At 70.5% G+C, this 15,831-nt stretch carries 15 protein-coding genes; 8 read left to right on the top strand and 7 right to left on the bottom strand.

Going from position 1 to position 15,831, the window contains the following annotated elements; all coding sequences use genetic code 11:
• Positions 1-84: 84 nt before the first annotated feature.
• Positions 85-3,597: a HEAT repeat domain-containing protein gene (locus OG885_RS19575; protein ID WP_405733169.1), complete on the top strand. Its 3,513-nt coding sequence runs from the start codon at positions 85-87 to the stop codon at positions 3,595-3,597.
• Here OG885_RS19575 and OG885_RS19570 read toward each other — a convergent pair.
• Both OG885_RS19570 and OG885_RS19565 read right to left on the bottom strand, forming a co-directional pair.
• Complete coding sequence (locus tag OG885_RS19570; RefSeq protein WP_405733166.1) at positions 3,568-3,762, bottom strand: DUF397 domain-containing protein; 195 nt, start codon at positions 3,760-3,762, stop codon at positions 3,568-3,570. The two genes, OG885_RS19575 and OG885_RS19570, sit on opposite strands and share 30 nt — an antisense overlap.
• Entirely contained in the window at positions 3,759-4,613 is an 855-nt protein-coding gene (locus OG885_RS19565) for a helix-turn-helix domain-containing protein (protein ID WP_405733163.1), read from the bottom strand. Before OG885_RS19565 ends, OG885_RS19570 begins: the two co-directional genes overlap by 4 nt.
• A 117-nt stretch (positions 4,614-4,730) precedes the next feature.
• Between OG885_RS19565 and OG885_RS19560 the strand changes: the two genes are divergently transcribed.
• Both OG885_RS19560 and OG885_RS19555 read left to right on the top strand, forming a co-directional pair.
• A complete protein-coding gene (locus OG885_RS19560) occupies positions 4,731-5,198 on the top strand; it encodes an ATP-binding protein (RefSeq protein ID WP_405733160.1) in 468 nt (155 codons plus the stop codon).
• 17 nt (positions 5,199-5,215) lie between these two features.
• Positions 5,216-6,589, top strand: coding sequence for an FG-GAP and VCBS repeat-containing protein (locus OG885_RS19555; protein ID WP_405733157.1), 1,374 nt, complete (start codon positions 5,216-5,218; stop codon positions 6,587-6,589).
• A gap of 12 nt (positions 6,590-6,601) precedes the next feature.
• Here the strand turns inward: OG885_RS19555 and OG885_RS19550 are convergent, their stop codons facing one another.
• Complete coding sequence (locus OG885_RS19550) at positions 6,602-7,495, bottom strand: LysR family transcriptional regulator (protein WP_405733154.1); 894 nt, start codon at positions 7,493-7,495, stop codon at positions 6,602-6,604.
• Positions 7,496-7,648: 153 nt separating this feature from the next.
• Here OG885_RS19550 and OG885_RS19545 point away from each other — a divergent pair, with 153 nt between their 5' ends.
• Together OG885_RS19545 and kstD are read left to right on the top strand one after the other, a co-directional pair.
• Entirely contained in the window at positions 7,649-8,212 is a 564-nt protein-coding gene (locus tag OG885_RS19545) for a DUF6817 domain-containing protein (RefSeq protein ID WP_405733151.1), read from the top strand.
• Positions 8,213-8,276: 64 nt separating this feature from the next.
• The gene (kstD, locus tag OG885_RS19540) at positions 8,277-10,016 is read left to right on the top strand and encodes a 3-oxosteroid 1-dehydrogenase (RefSeq protein ID WP_405733148.1); all 1,740 of its coding nucleotides are present in this window, start codon (positions 8,277-8,279) and stop codon (positions 10,014-10,016) included.
• Here the strand turns inward: kstD and OG885_RS19535 are convergent.
• Genes OG885_RS19535 through OG885_RS19525 form a run of 3 tightly spaced genes read right to left on the bottom strand, consistent with a single transcriptional unit; the run spans position 10,013 to position 11,727 of the window.
• A complete protein-coding gene (locus OG885_RS19535) occupies positions 10,013-10,690 on the bottom strand; it encodes a class I SAM-dependent methyltransferase (RefSeq protein WP_405733146.1) in 678 nt (225 codons plus the stop codon). The genes kstD and OG885_RS19535 overlap by 4 nt on opposite strands.
• 48 nt (positions 10,691-10,738) lie before the next feature.
• Positions 10,739-11,053, bottom strand: coding sequence for an AzlD domain-containing protein (locus OG885_RS19530; protein ID WP_405733143.1), 315 nt, complete (start codon positions 11,051-11,053; stop codon positions 10,739-10,741).
• Positions 11,050-11,727 (bottom strand): AzlC family ABC transporter permease, encoded by a 678-nt coding sequence (locus OG885_RS19525; RefSeq protein ID WP_405733140.1) that lies wholly within the window; start codon positions 11,725-11,727, stop codon positions 11,050-11,052. Before OG885_RS19525 ends, OG885_RS19530 begins: the two co-directional genes overlap by 4 nt.
• A gap of 69 nt (positions 11,728-11,796) precedes the next feature.
• Here OG885_RS19525 and OG885_RS19520 point away from each other — a divergent pair, with 69 nt between their 5' ends.
• Positions 11,797-12,366, top strand: coding sequence for a helix-turn-helix domain-containing protein (locus OG885_RS19520; RefSeq protein WP_405733137.1), 570 nt, complete (start codon positions 11,797-11,799; stop codon positions 12,364-12,366).
• A 91-nt stretch (positions 12,367-12,457) separates the two neighbouring features.
• On the opposite strand, the gene OG885_RS19515 is transcribed toward OG885_RS19520, so the two are convergent.
• Positions 12,458-12,661 carry a cold-shock protein gene (locus OG885_RS19515; protein WP_007490911.1) on the bottom strand — a complete coding sequence of 68 codons (204 nt, stop codon included), beginning with the start codon at positions 12,659-12,661 and terminating at the stop codon, positions 12,458-12,460.
• A gap of 286 nt (positions 12,662-12,947) precedes the next feature.
• Here OG885_RS19515 and OG885_RS19510 point away from each other — a divergent pair, with 286 nt between their 5' ends.
• Positions 12,948-13,796 carry a menaquinone biosynthetic enzyme MqnA/MqnD family protein gene (locus OG885_RS19510; protein WP_405733133.1) on the top strand — a complete coding sequence of 283 codons (849 nt, stop codon included), beginning with the start codon at positions 12,948-12,950 and terminating at the stop codon, positions 13,794-13,796.
• A gap of 116 nt (positions 13,797-13,912) precedes the next feature.
• On the top strand, positions 13,913-15,790 hold the full coding sequence (locus OG885_RS19505; protein ID WP_405733130.1) for a serine/threonine-protein kinase: 1,878 nt from the start codon (positions 13,913-13,915) through the stop codon (positions 15,788-15,790).
• The last annotated feature ends 41 nt before the right edge of the window (positions 15,791-15,831 follow it).

The following is a 15,831-nucleotide window of genomic DNA, read 5'->3' as shown; positions in this document are numbered from 1 at the left end:
GAGTATACGTCGACGTATACGTCGTTGTTCGCTTCTTCGCCGGAGAGGTGCTCGCCCTCGGCGCCCGACCGCTACCGTCCTGTCATGGGGCGGGACGAGGAGCAGGTCACGGCGGGTGGAGCGCGGTCGGTTGGGGCCGGGGGCGACATCAAAGCCGCGGTGACCGGTGACGGCAACAGCGTGACGATCATCGAGAACCAGTACGTGCAGCAGGCGCCGAAGCCGGCCGTCCTCTCGGAAGCGGAGACCGACGAGGCGTTACGGCGCTACGCGGGCCGCGTCCGGGAGACGTACGGGCGGCTGGACCTGGAGGTGCTGATCCCCACCGAGGAGGGGGAGCATCCACCGGTCGGGCTGGACGAGGTGTTCGTGGCGCCTACGGTGCGGGCGGATCCGCCGCCGGTGGAGTTGCCGCGGGATATCCGGCAGCGGTTGGTGGACGCGGGCGAGTGGCCGACGAATCTGCCGGCCGCCCTGGAGCGGGATGCCTTGAATCGTGCCCGGAAGGCCTACGCGGAACGACCGCCACGCGACGCCCTGGACGTGCTCGCCGACCCTGGCGAGACCCGCCTCGTCCTGCTCGGCGACCCCGGCGCGGGCAAGTCGACGCTCGCCCGGCATCTCGCGCTCACCCTCACGCGCGAAGCACTTGAGGCGGCAGACCCGCTGGCACCGCTCGCCGGCCGGGTACCCCTGGTCGTGGAACTCCGTGAGTACGCGGTGGGCGAGTGGCGGGAGCGGACGTTCGAGGACTTCCTCGCCTACCTGCACGGTACGAAGGGCATGGCACCGCCACCGGCGGTCATGGAACAGCTGCTGGCGGAGGGGCGAGCCGTGGTCGTCTTCGACGGCCTGGACGAACTCTTCGACCCCGCCGCCCGGGAACAGGTGAGCCACCGCGTCGCGGACTTCGCGGGCCGGTACGGCGGTCCCGGCGGCGTCCGTGTGGTCGTGACCTCGCGCGTCATCGGCTACCGGCGAGGCGTGCTCGAACACTCCGGGTTCTCCCACCACATGGTCCAGGACCTGAGCACCCGGCAGATCGAACGCTTCGCCCGCCAGTGGTACGCCACCGCGTATCCCCACGACGAGGAACGCGCCGCCCGTCTCTGCCGACGCCTGAGCGATGCGGTCGATCACTCCCGCCCCGTCGCCGAACTCGCCGGAAACCCCCTCCTTTTGACGATCCTCGCCATCGTCGGCCGACGCCGGGAACTCCCTCGTGACCGCCTCGGCGTCTACCGGCACGCCGTCGCGGTCCTGGTGGCCCACTGGGACGAACACGCCAAGCACCTGCGCGCACCGGACGACGTCGAGGCCCTGTCGTACCTGGGCGACGAGGACCGCCATGAGCTGCTGCGGCTCGTCGCGCGGCGGATGCAGGAGGGTGAGGGCGGCATCGCCGGCAACCACATCCATCAGGACGTACTGCTGGAGACGTTCCGGGACTACCTGCGTGAGCAGTACGAACTCCCGCTGGCTCAGGCGGTGTCGGCGGCCCGGGTGATGGTGCGGCAGTTCCGGGACCGGAACTTCATCCTCAGCCACTACGGGGGCGGGGTGTACGGCTTCGTCCACCGGGCCTTCCTGGAGTATCTGGCGGCCGTGGACATCGACCATCGCTACACGCGTGAACGGGAGTGGACACCGGAGGAGTTTATCGAGGAGATCTTCGCGGGGCATGCGGAGGATCCGGCGTGGCATGAGGTGTTGCTGCTGGTGGTCGGGCAGTTGGGGGAGCGGGAGGCGGGGGCGGCGGTTGATCGGTTGCTGGAGTTGCATCGGCGGCGGGTGGGTGCAACCTGGGATGGTGGGCTGCTGGCTCTGGCTGTGAGGGCTCTGGCCGAGGTCCGCAGGACCGGGGCGCTGGCGACGCAGAGCAGGGCCGTCGTGGACGCGATCATCGTGGCCTTGGAGGCGGCGGATTCGAGATTCGGCCTGTTGAGGGGGGACGAGGACATCGCCTCCGCGCTCAGGACGTTTCCACCGCACTGGAGCGGGAGGTCCAGGCTTCTGCGCTGGTTCCATCTACGTGGCCAGTTCCGGAATCGGCCTCAGCCCGGGAGGATCGCGGCCGCGCTCTACCAAGCGCGGGCATGTTCGCAGGTCATGGCTGTGCTGGCCGATGTGACGCACGCGCGGAAGGCTTTGCTGGAGATGTTGGCGGCGCGCTGGGGCGCGGAGCCGGACGTTCGTGCGCTGCTCCGGGAGGGGGCGGTGGCCGAACCGGACGAGTACGTACGCAAAGCGGCGTTGGAGGCTCTGTCCGAACTCGACGGGGCCGACGTCAGAGAGCTCATCAGGCAGCGCTCCACTGGGGACCGCTCGCTGGTCGTGCGTGCATTCGCGCTGTCGGTGCGGGGCGACGCTGAGGACCTGTGGGAGCCCATCCTCGAATTTGTCGCCTCCGAGGACGATACGGGGGCGCGTGCCGAAGCGGTGGATCTGCTCGTCGAGTACCGGATTCAGGATCCGGCGGTCAGGGCTCTGCTGTGTCGGCTGGCCGTCGAGGATTCCCAGGAAGATGTCCGCCAGCGTGCGGTAGCGGGTCTGGAGAGCCTGCTCGACGACGAGGGCATTCAGACGTTGGTACGAGGCCGGGCAACCGATGATCCGAGCGACATGGTCCGCAACAGGGCCATGCAGATGATGGTTGAGCAGGTGGGCGACTGGGAACTTGCCCGCAAAGCCGCACTTGAGGACAACCACTGGTTCGTCCGCACGGACGCCTTGTTCGCGTTGCGCACCCTCCGCCGCGTCGACGCCGACATGTCGAGCTTCCTCCGTCAGCGGGCCCTGAGGGACCTGTATCCACGGGTCCGCAGCGTGGCGTGCACGGTGATGGCGCAGACGATGGAATCCCACCCCGGCACCTGGGAGTTCCTGCGTGAGCGCCTTGCCCAGGATGCCAGTGGCCAAGTACGGGACGCCGCGCTCGGCGGGTTGGTGACGACAGGGAAGGACAGGGAGGAGACCTGGCAGAGCGTCCGCAAGCATCTTGTCGACGACCCCGATCGCGAGGTTCGCGAGTCCGCCCTGGCTGACTTGTGCAGATATCGGAGCCACGAGGCCACTACATGGCAGCTGGCGTTCGACCGGCTGGTGAACGACCCGGAAGAGGGTGTCCGGGCGGAGGCACTGCGTGCGACGAGGTACTACCGAGGCGACATCGACCTTCGGACCGTGATCCGTATCTGTATGGCCGAGGACCCCAGCCCGGTGGTGCGAGAAGTGGCACTCGCACTGCTGGTCACGACAGGCGGAGACGAGGAGACGACTGGCGAGACCCTCGGGGCTCGGGCCGTGGATGATCTCGATCCCAGGATCCGGGGCGTCGTCCTGCAATGGTGGGCCGTGCACCGAACGGACGAGAGCGGCGCCGCGTTCCTCCGGGACCGGACCGCCGCCGACCCCCACCCCTGGCCGCGCATCGCCGCCCTTCAGTCCCTGGCCTTCGGCTGGCCCGCCCACCCGGCGACGATCCCACTGCTCCGGGAACGGGCCGAGGCGGACGAGGACGAGGACGTACGCACGGAGGCCGCACGCATGCTGGCAGCGGCGGAGGCGCTAGCGCCGCTCGCCGACCAACTCCCCTGAGAGGAAGGCCGACCAGGTGGCGGGGGTGAGGGTGAGGCGCGGGCCGGAGGGGTGCTTGGAGTCGCGGAGGTGAATGGTGGCGGGGGTGATGGCGACCTCCAGGCATTCGCCGCCCTCACCGCCGCTGTAGCTGGACTTGAACCAGGTGAGCTGCTCGTTGTTCATAGCTCCTCCAGCTTCTGCTCGATCAACTTCCGGGACTCCGCAGGGGAGAGTGCCATTGCCCGCATGATCCCATAGCGGTCTACGATCCTGCGGACTTCTTCGGAGTCGGTGATCAGCCGTGGGTACCCCTGTACCTCGGTGTAGGCCACCTGCCCATGCCCCTTGGGCGTCAGTAGGTTGAACGCGCCGTCCATGTTGGGGTGTTCCTCTACTTGGCTCGGCATCACCTGGATCTCCAGGTTCTGCATCTGCCCCACGCCCAGCAGGCGGCGAAGCTGATCCGCCTGCACGCGCCGTCCACCGATCGGCCGGTCCAGCACGATCTCTTCGAGCACGTAACTCACGATCGGCGCGGGCCGACGCTCGAAGACCTGCTGCCGTGAGAGTCGGTCCGCAACACGCCTCTCGATCGTCTCCTCGTCCAGGAACGGCCGCCGCTTCGTGAACACCGCGCGCGCGTAGGTGTCGGTCTGGAGTAGGCCGGGCACCCCCTGGTTGGCGTAGAAGTGCAGCTCAACCGCCTCCGCCTCCAACCCCGCATAATCCCGGTACCACTCCGGATGCCGAGTCCGCGCCTTCGTCAGCGCCGCCTCGACCTCGGGGACGACCTCCCTGAACAGACCCCCGGCATCCAGCAGTTCCTCCGCCTTGAGCAGCACCTCGGGCCGGACCCTGCGCACACCCCGCTCCATCGCGGAGATCGCGTCAGGGCCGTACCCCGCCAGTTCCCCGAACTCGGTCTGCGTCAGCCCTTTCCGCTCGCGCAGAAACTTCAGCATCTTGCCGAGCGCGACGAACAACCCCGTCGCCCCCTCGGCCTCCGCGGGCGTCTCCGCCCTCTGCTCACTCACCCACCTCACCCCTCCCACCCGACACCTCGTACACCGAACGCACCGCACCCGTACAACTACCCAGAGTCGCCGAGTCGCACCTGGCCAGCGTAAGGACAACCCACCACGCTCAGTCACGTGAACGCCGAAATCTCCACCCGCCTCAGCGCCACCCCGCGCGGTGCGCGTCTTGCCCGACGTCTCACCGCCCAGCAACTCCACGACTGGGGGCATCCCTACGACTGCGAGGTCAACCACACCGCTCAACAGGTCGTCGCCGAACTCGCCGCCAACGCCGTCACCCACGGCAGAGTCCCGGGCCGGGACTTCGAGCTACGGCTCAGACTCACCCCGGAGGACACCGTCCGTATCGAGGTGAGCGACGCCCGCGCCGACCGCCGACTCCGGTACGTCACCGACCCGGAGGCCGCCAACGGCCGCGGTCTCATCCTCGTATCGCTGCTCGCTCAGACCTGGGGCGTCACCGAGCGGACCGTCGGCAAGACCGTGTGGGCCGAAATCGCCCTCAAGGAAACGGAGTCACCGATCGCCACTCCCGCCACAACCATCAGCCCTCGCCGTGAGTCTCCCTGCCACCAGACTTAGATCCACGCAGGAGACGCATGTTCACGCGCACCCCCCTCCGCTCCGCGCTCGCCACGGCCACGGTCGTGTCCCTCGCGGCCGGCGGACTGCTCACCCTCTCCGTGAGCGCCGCGAGCGCGGCCCCGGCGAAGTACGCCGACGACTTCAACGGCGACGGCTACCGCGACTACGCCTCGGCGGGCCTCGGCGGCGAGTTCACCGTCACATACGGGACGGCCACCGGTCCCGGCACGGTCAGCAAGGCGTTCACGCAGGCCACCGCGGGGGTCCCGGGGACGGCCGGGGACGCGGGCGGTTACGCCGACTCGTTCGGCGACGACCTGGCCGCCGCCGACTTCAACCGTGACGGATACGCCGACCTGGCCGTCGCCGACTCCTCGGAGAAGGTCGGCACCAAGGCCGGCGCGGGCGCGGTCACCCTTCTGTGGGGCGCGAAGTCCGGCCTCTCCGGCACCGGTGCCGTCCGCCTCAAGGTCACCGCCCACGCCGACTACGGCTTCGGCGACCAGGTGGAGACCGGGGACTTCAACGGTGACGGCAAGGCGGACCTGGCGGTGACCAACGGGGTCGACGCCGTCTACGTCTACCGCGGCGGGTTCTCCAAGTCCGGCACCACCGGCTCGGTCACCAAGCATGTCTCCGCCGACCTGCTCGAACCCACCGGTCTCGTCGCCGGCAAGGTCACCAAGGACAAGGCCACGGATCTCTTCGTCCTCGGCCAGGGGTACCACGACGACAAGATGACCCAGGACGTCTGGTTCCTGCGCGGAGGCTCCACCGTCAAGTCGGTCAAGCGGACGGTCGTCAACAGCACGAAGCCCGACTACAGCCCGACCGGTGTCGTCGCCGACTTCAACAAGGACGGCTACGGCGACCTCGCGGTCAGCGACACCCGGTACAACAGCTCCGCCGGGTCGGTGGTCGTCTGGCGCGGCGGCAGCACGGCCCCGACGACGAAGTACCGCATCTCGCAGTCGACCGCGGGAGTGGCGACGGCCGCGACCAAGGGTGACAACTTCGGCGACAGCATCTCCGCCGGGGACACCAACGGCGACGGCTACCCGGACCTCGCGGTCGGCGCCTGGGAGGAGACCGTCAGCTCCAAGGCGACCGCGGGCGGCGTCCACGTCCTGCGCGGCGGCACGTCCGGTCTCACCGGCAAGAACTCGCAGTGGTTCACCCGGGCCACCGCCGGGGTCCCCGGCTCCCCGAGCGAGTTCGGCTGCTTCGGCCAGCTCGTCCGGCTGCGCGACATCGACCGCGACGGCGACAAGGACCTGCTGGTGTCCAGCGACTACTACGACGGTGGCGTGCTGCTTCCCGGGACGGGCTCCGGCATCACCGGGTCGGGCGCGAAGCAGGTGCCGGTGGTGGCGTCCTTCCCGCTGTAGCGCGACGCGGATCTAACGCCCGGGCGTTCGCCGGAACCTCTCCACGGTGTCGGCGAACGCCCGCGCCGGCGGACTGAGCGCATCCCACCGCCGTACCGCCCACCCCACCGGCAACGGCCGCAGCTCCGGCACCGGGATCAGGCGAAGATCGTCCCCCGTCGCCGCCAGCCCGGACAGCTCCGGCACCACCGCCCGCCCCACCCCCAACTCGGCCAGCAGCAACGCCGTGTCCCAGTCGGCCACGTTCGTGTCATAGCCGAACCTGATGCCCAACTCCGTGCAGGCCGCGTCGAGATGGGCCGCCGACGCCGAGTTGGGCGGCAGCCCGATCAGCCGTACGTCCGCCAACTCGCCCGCGTCCAGCCGTTCCCGCCCGGCCAGCGGATCGTCCGACCGCACCGCGAGCACCCACGGCAGCTCCGCCACCGCCCGCTGCTCGATGCCCCGCACCGGCGGTCCGAGCGTGATCCACGCCAGATCCAGCGAACCGTCGGCGAGCGCGTCGAAGCTGCCGCGTCCCGAACTGACCGTCCGGAACTCCAGGTTGACGCGCGGATGGCGGCGCCGGAACTCCACGACCGCGTCCCCCATGAAGTGCCGCACGGTCGTGGCCCCGGTCGCCACCCGCACGAACCCGCTCGCCCCGTCGACCAGATCCCGCAACTGCCGTACGGCCACGTCCAGTCCGGCGATGCCCTCGGCCGCCGCCGACTCCAGCACCCGCCCCGCCTGCGTCGGTACGACACCCCGCGGTTGCCGCTCGACCAGCGCGACCCCCGTCTCCCGCTCCAGCCGCTTCACATGCTGGCTCACCGCGGACTGTGTGCACCCGAGCTCCCGCGCCACCGCGCTCAGACTCCCGGCCCGGCACACCGCCACGAACACCCGCAGGTCATCAAGGGTCATGACCTCCAAGCTAACACTTGGGTCCGGCCATAAATCCCAAGGATTGACTGAGCCCGGCGCGCGTACGACGATCACTTCAGGGCCCCACGGGCGGCAACCCGCTCCACCCCGGGACGGAGCGGGTGCCGACCCACCCAGCTGAAGGGATCCGTCATGGCGTACGACCCGTTCGCCCAAGCCGACCTGTTTCTGAGGGAGTTGGGAGCCCAGCACACCGCACACCCCGGCGGCACTCTCCTCACCCACCTCCACCGCGTGCGCGCCCGCCTCGACGCCTGGAACGCCCGCCCCGCCCTTCAACTCGCCGGCCTCTGCCACGCCTTCTACGGCACCGACGGCTTCCCCCAGCCCCTGCTCGCCCTCGACCGCCGCGCTGAACTCGCCGCGGCCATCGGCGAGGAGGCCGAGGCGATCGTCCACCTCTACGCCAGCTGCGACCGCGAGGCGACCTACCCGGCGCTCGCCACCCCCGGTGGTGCGTTCCGCGACCGTTTCACCGGCGGCACCCGCACGCCCGGCCCGTCCGCCCGCCGGGACTTCGCCGAGCTCACCGCCGCCAACGAACTCGACATCGCGGCCGAGGATCCCACCTTCCGCGACCGCCACGGCCCCGCCCTCCTCACGCTCCTCACCCCCTTCCGCCCGCTGTTGAGCGAACCCGCTTGGCAGGACTGCGTATCGGTCCTGGGGTCGTCAACTCAGCGGCACGGTCCTTGACTTCACATGGTCACCGCGCGACATTCCCCTTTCTGACACACCCTCAGAATGTGGGAGTGGCCCCATGAACCCGACCCGAAGACAAGTAATCGGCACCTCGGTGGCCGCCGGACTCGCCGTCGCCGCCACCGGTGTCCCACACTCCGCCCGCGCCGCCGACCTCCCCCTCCTCGGCACCTACGACGTCGTCGTCATCGGCTCCGGCGCGGCCGGGATGACCGCCGCGCTCACGGCCGCCAAGCAGGGGCTGAGCGTCGTCGTGCTCGAAAAGGCGCCGACCTTCGGTGGCTCCGCCGCACGCTCCGGTGCCGGGATCTGGATTCCCAACAACCCGGTGATCCTCGCGGCCGGCGTCCCGGACACGCCCGCGAAGGCCGCCGCCTATCTCGCGGCCGTCGTCGGGGCCGACGTCCCCGCCGCCCGGCAGCAGGCGTTCCTCGCGCACGGCCCCGCCATGATCTCCTTCGTCATGGCCAACAGCCCGCTGCGCTTCCGCTGGATGGAGGGGTACAGCGACTACTACCCGGAACTGCCGGGCGGCCTGCCGGGCGGGCGCTCCATCGAGCCCGACTACCTCGACGGCAACGTCCTCGGCGCAGAACTCGCCCATCTGAACCCGTCGTACATGGAAGTCCCGGACGGGATGGTGGTGTTCTCCGCCGACTACAAGTGGCTCACCCTGGCCGCCGTGAGCGCCAAGGGGCTCGCCGTGGCCACCGAGTGCCTGGCACGGGGGACGAAGGCCCTCACGCTCGGGCAGAAGCCGCTCACCATGGGGCAGTCGCTCGCCGGCGGGCTCAGGAAGGGGCTGCTGGACGCGGGCGTCCCGGTCAGGCTCAACACCCCCCTCACGGTCCTCCTCGTCGAGAGCGGGGCGGTGACCGGGGCCGTCACTCCCGCCGGCCTCTACCGCGCCCGGCGTGCCGTCGTCGTGGGCTCCGGCGGCTTCGAGCACAACCTCGCCATGCGCACGCAGTACCAGCGCCAGCCCATCGGCACGGACTGGACCGTCGGCGCGAAGGAGAACACCGGCGACGGCATCCGCGCCGGACAGCGGGCCGGCGGCGCCCTGGCCCTCATGGACGACGCCTGGTGGGGACCCGCGATCCCGCTCCCCGGCCAGCCCTACTTCTGCCTCGCCGAACGCACCCTGCCGGGCGGCCTCATGGTCAACGCGGCGGGCGCACGGTTCGTGAACGAGGCCGCCCCCTACAGCGACGTCGTCCACATCATGTACGACCGCAACCCCACCGACCCCGACATCCCGGCCTGGCTGATCGTCGACCAGAACTACCGCAACCGGTACCTGTTCAAGGACGTCAGCCCCACCCTCGCCTTCCCCGACGACTGGTACAGCTCGGGGGCGGCCCGCAAGGCCTGGACCGTCGACGCCCTCGCCACCGCCATAGGCGTGGCACCCGCGGCCCTGCGCACGACGGTCTCCCGCTTCAACTCCCTCGCCCTGCAAGGCAAGGACACCGACCAGCACCGCGGCGACAGCGCCTACGACCACTACTACACGGACCCCTCCGTCCTCCCCAACTCCTGCCTCGCGCCCCTGTGGCTGCCCCCGTACTACGCCTTCCGTATCGTCCCCGGCGACCTCGGCACCAAGGGCGGCCTCGTCACCGACGCCCGCGCCCGCGTCCTGCGCGACGACGGCACGGTCGTCCCCGGCCTGTACGCCGCGGGCAACGCCAGCGCCGCCGTCATGGGGCACAGCTACGCGGGCGCGGGCTCGACCATCGGACCGGCGATGACGTTCGGCTACATCGCGGCGAAGGACATCGCGGGCACGCTCTAGACGGCCGTCGGCACGCGGGCGATCAGGAACGCCTGCGCGGTCAACTCCGCCGCCTGGGCCGCCCGCACGGTCCGCGACACGACCTCGAACCCGGCGGCCTCCAGCAGGCCGCCGACGAACTCCGGCCGGCGCCGCTGGAAGTCGAGGATCACGTCGTGCCCGAAGGGCTTGTCGTGACGCTTCGGCTCGTCGCCGACCTGGAAGCCGATGAGCAGATGGCCGCCCGGGGCCAGTACCCGCCGGAACTCCCGGAAGAGAGCGGGCAGTTTCTCCACAGGGGTGTGGATGGAGGAGTACCAGGACACCGCTCCGGCGAGCGCCCCGTCCGCCACGTCCAGCTCCAGGATCGACCCCCGCACGAACAGCAGGTCCGGATTCTCCCGCCGCGCGATGGCGAGCATCCCCTCCGAGAGGTCGACCCCGAACACGTCCAGCCCCAGTGACCGCAGCCGGGCGGTCGCCCGACCGGGCCCGCACCCGAGGTCCGCCACCGCACCACCGGGGCCGACGAGTTCGGCGAACAGGGCGAACATCGCCCGCTCCACCGGCGCGTCCGCGAACGGATCACGGAACCGCTCGGCGTAGTCCTCGGCGACGGTGTCGTAGAACACCCGGGTACGGGTCAGAAAATCAGCGGTCTGGTTATCGGAGGTCTGGGAATCGGAGTCGGTCATGGCCGGGGACGCTACAACCCCCCACTGACAACCCCGCTCCCTCCGTCCCTACGCCACCCCCACCGCCCGCAGCACCGCCGCCGTCCCGGCCGCCCCCAGCACCACCACCACGAACGGCGCCTTGCGCCACGCCAGCGCACCCGCCACCAGCACTCCCGCCGGCCGCGCCCACCCCGCGAACCCGCCGCCCTCGGTCAACGCCCCGGTCGCGAGCAGCGCCGTCAGCAGGACGACCGCGCCCGCCGACAACAACTCCTGCACCCGGGCCGACAGTTCGATGCGCCCGTGCAGCGCGGGCCCCACCAGCCGGAAGGCGTACGTCCCCACCGCCAGCGCCAGGATCATGGCGACGGTCGCACTCATGCCGTACGCCCCTTCCCGAAGGCCAGGAGACCGGCCAGCGCCAGCAGCACGGGCACGCCCGCCGGGGCGACCGGGGTGAGAGCGAGGGCCAGGCAGGCACCGAGGACCGCTGATCGTCGTACGGCCGAATCCGTGCGCAGGGCCGGGAGGACCAGCGCCACCAGGACCGCCGGGAAGGCCGCGTCCAGGCCGTAGCGGGCCGTGTCGCCGATCGCGTCGCCGGCGAGGGCGCCGATCAGGACGCCGGTGTTCCATACGGCGAACAGGCCGAGCCCGGAGATCCAGAACGCCCTACGACGTCGTACCGGATCGGACTGCGCGAGGGCGAAGGCCACCGTCTCGTCGGTGACGAGGTGCGCCCCGAGGAGGCGTGCCAGTCGGCCTCGACCCAGGGTCTCCGCGACCGCGAGGCTGTAGGCGGCCGTGCGGGTGTTGAGGAGCAGGCCGGTGGCCGCGGCGGCGAGCGGGCCGCCGCCCGCCAGCAGGACGCCGACCGCGCTGAACTGGGCGGAGCCCGCGTAGACGACCAGGGACATGACGACGGGGACCCAGACCGGCAGGCCGCCGGCGACCGCGATCGCGCCGAAGGAGACGCCGACGACACCGCTGGCCAGCCAGACGAGGGAGGCGTCCCGGACCAGGTCGCGTGGAGGTGTTCGCTCTGCCGTACGCATGTTCTCTACAATGAACAGGAAGGCTCGCGTTCGTCAAGGCGAACAGTCGTACCGATGGAGAGAACGAACATGCCCGACAGCCGTCTTCCGAGTCGTCTTCCGCTGGAGTGGATCGCCGCCTCGCTGCGTCGTGAGCGCACCCGTACGGGGTTGTCGCTCTCGGAGCTCGCCAAGCGGGCCGGGATCGCGAAGTCCACGTTGTCCCAGCTGGAGGCGGGTGGCGGGAATCCGAGCGTGGAGACGCTGTGGGCGCTGGCGGTGGCGCTGGGGGTGCCGTTCAGCACGCTGGTGGAGCCGCCGGCGCCGTCCGTGCAGGTGATCAGAGCGGGGCAGGGTCCCGCGGTGGCGTCCGAGCAGGCGGACTACGTCGGCAGGCTGCTGTCGTCCAGCCCGCCCGGGGCGCGGCGGGACATCTACCACATCAGTGCGGAACCGGGCGCGGCCCGAGCGTCGGAGCCGCACATTCCGGGCACGTACGAGCATCTGATCGTGAGCACGGGGAAGGTCAGGGCGGGCCCGGCGGGCGAGGAGGTCGAGCTGGCGCCGGGGGACTACATGGCGTATCGCGGGGATGTGCCGCATTCGTACGAGGCGCTCGCCGCCGGGACGACGTTCGTGCTGGTCATGCAGCACATGTAGACATGCGCGGACAAAGGCAGGAGCCCCGTCGCCTTGCGGCGCGGGGCTCCTTGGGTACTGCACTCAGGTCCGGATCAGAGACTCAGGAGTCTCAGACGGGGGTGACGTTCTCCGCCTGCGGGCCCTTCGGGCCCTGGGTCACGTCGAAGGAGACCTGCTGGTTCTCCTCCAGCGAACGGAAGCCGTTCGCGTTGATGGCGGAGTAGTGGACGAACACGTCCGGGCCGCCACCCTCCTGGGCAATGAAGCCAAAGCCCTTTTCGGCGTTGAACCACTTCACGGTTCCGGTAGCCATAAGCCCTCCTTGGGCCCAAAGGGTTGCCCTGCTCCAGAACCTGCGATTGTGAAAACAGTGCTGCACAACTGCATACGTCTGAAAACGACTAGAGCCTGCGGTTACATGCTCCGCAGGCTCTGTACTGCAAGGGAAACCAAACTGCAACTTGCGGCGAGCCTAGCATGTGGGCAGCCGAAAGCAATAGAGGTCAAGATCACGTCACCCGAATGTTTGATCTCGCTCGTGTCGGGTTGACGGCGGGGGTGGTAATCGTACGTCAGCCCCCAGGGTCTAGCCTCACGATGTGGACAATTACCGCACCCGGCCGCGCGTCGGCCACATCCAGTTCCTGAACTGCCTGCCCCTGTACTGGGGGCTCGCGAGAACGGGCACGCTCCTCGACTTCGAGCTCACGAAGGACACCCCGGAAAAGCTCAGCGAGCAGCTCGTGCGGGGTGATCTCGACATCGGCCCCATCACCCTCGTCGAGTTCCTGCGCAACGCCGACGACCTCGTCGCCTTCCCCGACATCGCGGTCGGCTGCGACGGCCCGGTGATGTCCTGCGTGATCGTCTCGCAGGCCCCGCTGGACGAGCTGGACGGCGCCCGGGTGGCGCTCGGCTCGACTTCTCGTACGTCCGTTCGACTCGCGCAGCTTCTGCTGTCCGAGCGGTACGGCGTCCAGCCCGACTACTACACGTGCCCGCCCGACCTCAGCCTGATGATGCAGGAGGCGGAGGCGGCGGTGCTCATCGGCGACGCGGCGCTGCGGGCCAACCTGCTCGACGGGCCTAAGTACGGCCTGGAGGTCCATGACCTCGGCGCGTTGTGGAAGGAGTGGACCGGCCTGCCGTTCGTCTTCGCCGTCTGGGCGGCCCGCCGGGACTACCTGGAGCGCGAACCGGTGATCACCCGCCGGGTCCACGAGGCCTTCCTCGCCTCCCGCAACCTCTCCCTCGACGAGGTCGGCAAGGTCGCCGAGCAGGCCGCCCGCTGGGAGTCCTTCGACGAGCGGGTCCTGGAGCAGTACTTCACCACCCTCGACTTCCGCTTCGGTGGCCCGCAGCTGGAGGCGGTCGCGGAGTTCGCCCGCCGCGTCGGGCCGACGACGGGATTCCCTGCGGACGTGAAGGTGGAACTGCTTCAGCCGTAATCTGCATCTGAGTCCTACGGGGTCCTGAGCGAGTCGGCGGGGTCGCGGTGGAGTCGGACGGGGCTTCGGCTGAGTCAGACGGGGTCTCGACGGCCTCATGGGGGAGGGTGGGCGTCATGCAGCCACTCGGAGTCGACGAGCCGACCAGCGTCGGGCCCTACCGGCTGCTCGGCCGGCTGGGCTCTGGCGGCATGGGCCGGGTCTATCTGGGACGCAACACCGGCGGCCGTACGGTCGCCGTCAAGATCGTGCACCCGCACTTCGCGCTCGACGAGGAGTTCCGCGCCCGCTTCCGGCGCGAGGTCGAGGCGGCGCGGCGGGTGGGCGGCGCCTGGACGGCCCCCGTACTGGACGCCGACCCGGACGCGGCCGTGCCGTGGGTGGCCACGGCCTACGCGGCGGGTCCGTCCCTGACGGTGGCGGTGGCCGAGGACGGTCCGCTGCCCGCGCCTTCGGTACGGGCGCTGGGGGCGGGGCTCGCGGAGGCGCTGGCGGCCGTGCACGAACTGGGCCTCGTCCACCGGGACGTGAAGCCGTCCAACGTACTGCTGACCCTGGACGGCCCGCTCCTCATCGACTTCGGCATCGCACGGGCCACGGACGGCACGGCCTCCCTGACCTCGACCGGCGTCTCCATCGGCTCGCCCGGATACATGTCCCCCGAGCAGATCCTGGGCAAGGGCGTCTCGGGGGCGGCGGACGTCTTCTCGCTGGGCGCGGTGCTGGCGTACGCGGCGAACGGGGAGTCACCGTTCCCGGGCGACTCGTCGGCCGCGCTCCTTTACAAGGTCGTCCACGAGGAGCCCGAACTGGGGCTGCTGAGCGGTGACGTGCGGGAGCTCGTCGCCGAGTGCCTGGCCAAGGAGCCGGGGGCCCGGCCGAGCCCGGCGGACGTGGCCCGACGGCTCGCTCCGGAGGGGGCGGCGCGGCTGGTGGCGGGTGGGTGGCTGCCGGGGGCGTTGGTGGAGCGGGTGAGCCGGAGTGCGGTGCAGTTGCTGAACCTGGAGGTGGGTGGGGGGAGTTCGGGGGCGGCTTCGGGGGGCGTGGGCTCGGGGGTTGCGGCTTCGGGGGTGGTGGGCTCGGGGGATGCGGCTTCGGGGGTGGTGGGGTTCAGCAGTTCGGCGGCGGTGGGGGCGCCTGCGGTGCTGCCGACCGTGGGCGAGTTCGGGCCGCCGCCGGTGATGCCGGTGGTGGGGCCTGACGTACCGGTGACGCCGCCGAGGCCGGTGGTGGCGCCCGGCGGTGTGCCGGTGGCGCCTGGCGGCCTACCGGTGGTGCCCGGCGGCGTACCGGTGCTGCCCGAGCCGCGTGACGCGGTGCCGGAGGTGGCCGACGCGCCCCATGCCCTCGACGCGCCTTATGCCCTCGACGCACCTCATGCTCCCGACGCGCCCGGCAAGCTCTCCGTCTCCGTGGCGGCGACCTCCGTGCCGGGGGCGGGCGGGCGCGGGCGGCGGCTCAGCTGCACGGTGGCGCTGGCGGTCGCCGGGGCGTTGGCGGCCGTGACGGTGGGGTCGGTGTTCCTGTTCGACCTGTTGCCCAAGGACGACAAGGACACCAGCGCCGGCAGCTCCGACGCGTATTCGCCGCAGCAGACGGCGAGTTCGGCGCCGAGCCAGAGCAGCGGCGCGGAGGACACGGCCCCCGGGGGCGTCCCCGACCGCTACCTCGGCACCTGGGAGGGCCAGGGCACCGGCTCCGGCATTCCGATGGGCACCTTCCGGCTGACGGTCAAGGAGGTGGCCGTGGGCGAGCAGTTGGGCAAGCTCCGGCAGACCGACATCCTCGGCGGCGTCTGCAACGACGTACTGACCCTGAAGCAGGTCACGAAGACGGAGCTGGTCGCGACGTCCGTCGGCGCGAAGTCCAACCACGAGGGCTGCAACCCGGCCGCCCACACGGTCCGGTTGGTCCCGGTCGGCGACGATCTGAAGTACGTCTCGGAGAGCGAGGCGGAGGGGAACCCCGAGGCCAGGATGTCGAAGGTCAAGTAGGTCGCAGGTCAAGCGGGAGAAGGCGGGGCGGCCGCTCCACT

This window comes from Streptomyces sp. NBC_00028, assembly GCF_045041065.1.
Lineage (GTDB): Bacteria > Actinomycetota > Actinomycetes > Streptomycetales > Streptomycetaceae > Streptomyces.
The sequence above is the reverse complement of the archived record's forward strand: the minus strand, read 5'-3'. Positions and strand labels throughout refer to the sequence as shown.

Coding starts and splice junctions, on each gene's coding strand:
- OG885_RS19575 (WP_405733169.1), top strand. CDS start 85: ATGGGGCGGGACGAGGAGCAGGTCACGGCGGGTGGAGCGCGGTCGGTT.
- OG885_RS19570 (WP_405733166.1), bottom strand. CDS start 3,762: ATGAACAACGAGCAGCTCACCTGGTTCAAGTCCAGCTACAGCGGCGGT.
- OG885_RS19555 (WP_405733157.1), top strand. CDS start 5,216: ATGTTCACGCGCACCCCCCTCCGCTCCGCGCTCGCCACGGCCACGGTC.
- OG885_RS19550 (WP_405733154.1), bottom strand. CDS start 7,495: ATGACCCTTGATGACCTGCGGGTGTTCGTGGCGGTGTGCCGGGCCGGG.
- OG885_RS19545 (WP_405733151.1), top strand. CDS start 7,649: ATGGCGTACGACCCGTTCGCCCAAGCCGACCTGTTTCTGAGGGAGTTG.
- kstD (WP_405733148.1), top strand. CDS start 8,277: ATGAACCCGACCCGAAGACAAGTAATCGGCACCTCGGTGGCCGCCGGA.
- OG885_RS19535 (WP_405733146.1), bottom strand. CDS start 10,690: ATGACCGACTCCGATTCCCAGACCTCCGATAACCAGACCGCTGATTTT.
- OG885_RS19530 (WP_405733143.1), bottom strand. CDS start 11,053: ATGAGTGCGACCGTCGCCATGATCCTGGCGCTGGCGGTGGGGACGTAC.
- OG885_RS19525 (WP_405733140.1), bottom strand. CDS start 11,727: ATGCGTACGGCAGAGCGAACACCTCCACGCGACCTGGTCCGGGACGCC.
- OG885_RS19520 (WP_405733137.1), top strand. CDS start 11,797: ATGCCCGACAGCCGTCTTCCGAGTCGTCTTCCGCTGGAGTGGATCGCC.
- OG885_RS19515 (WP_007490911.1), bottom strand. CDS start 12,661: ATGGCTACCGGAACCGTGAAGTGGTTCAACGCCGAAAAGGGCTTTGGC.
- OG885_RS19505 (WP_405733130.1), top strand. CDS start 13,913: ATGCAGCCACTCGGAGTCGACGAGCCGACCAGCGTCGGGCCCTACCGG.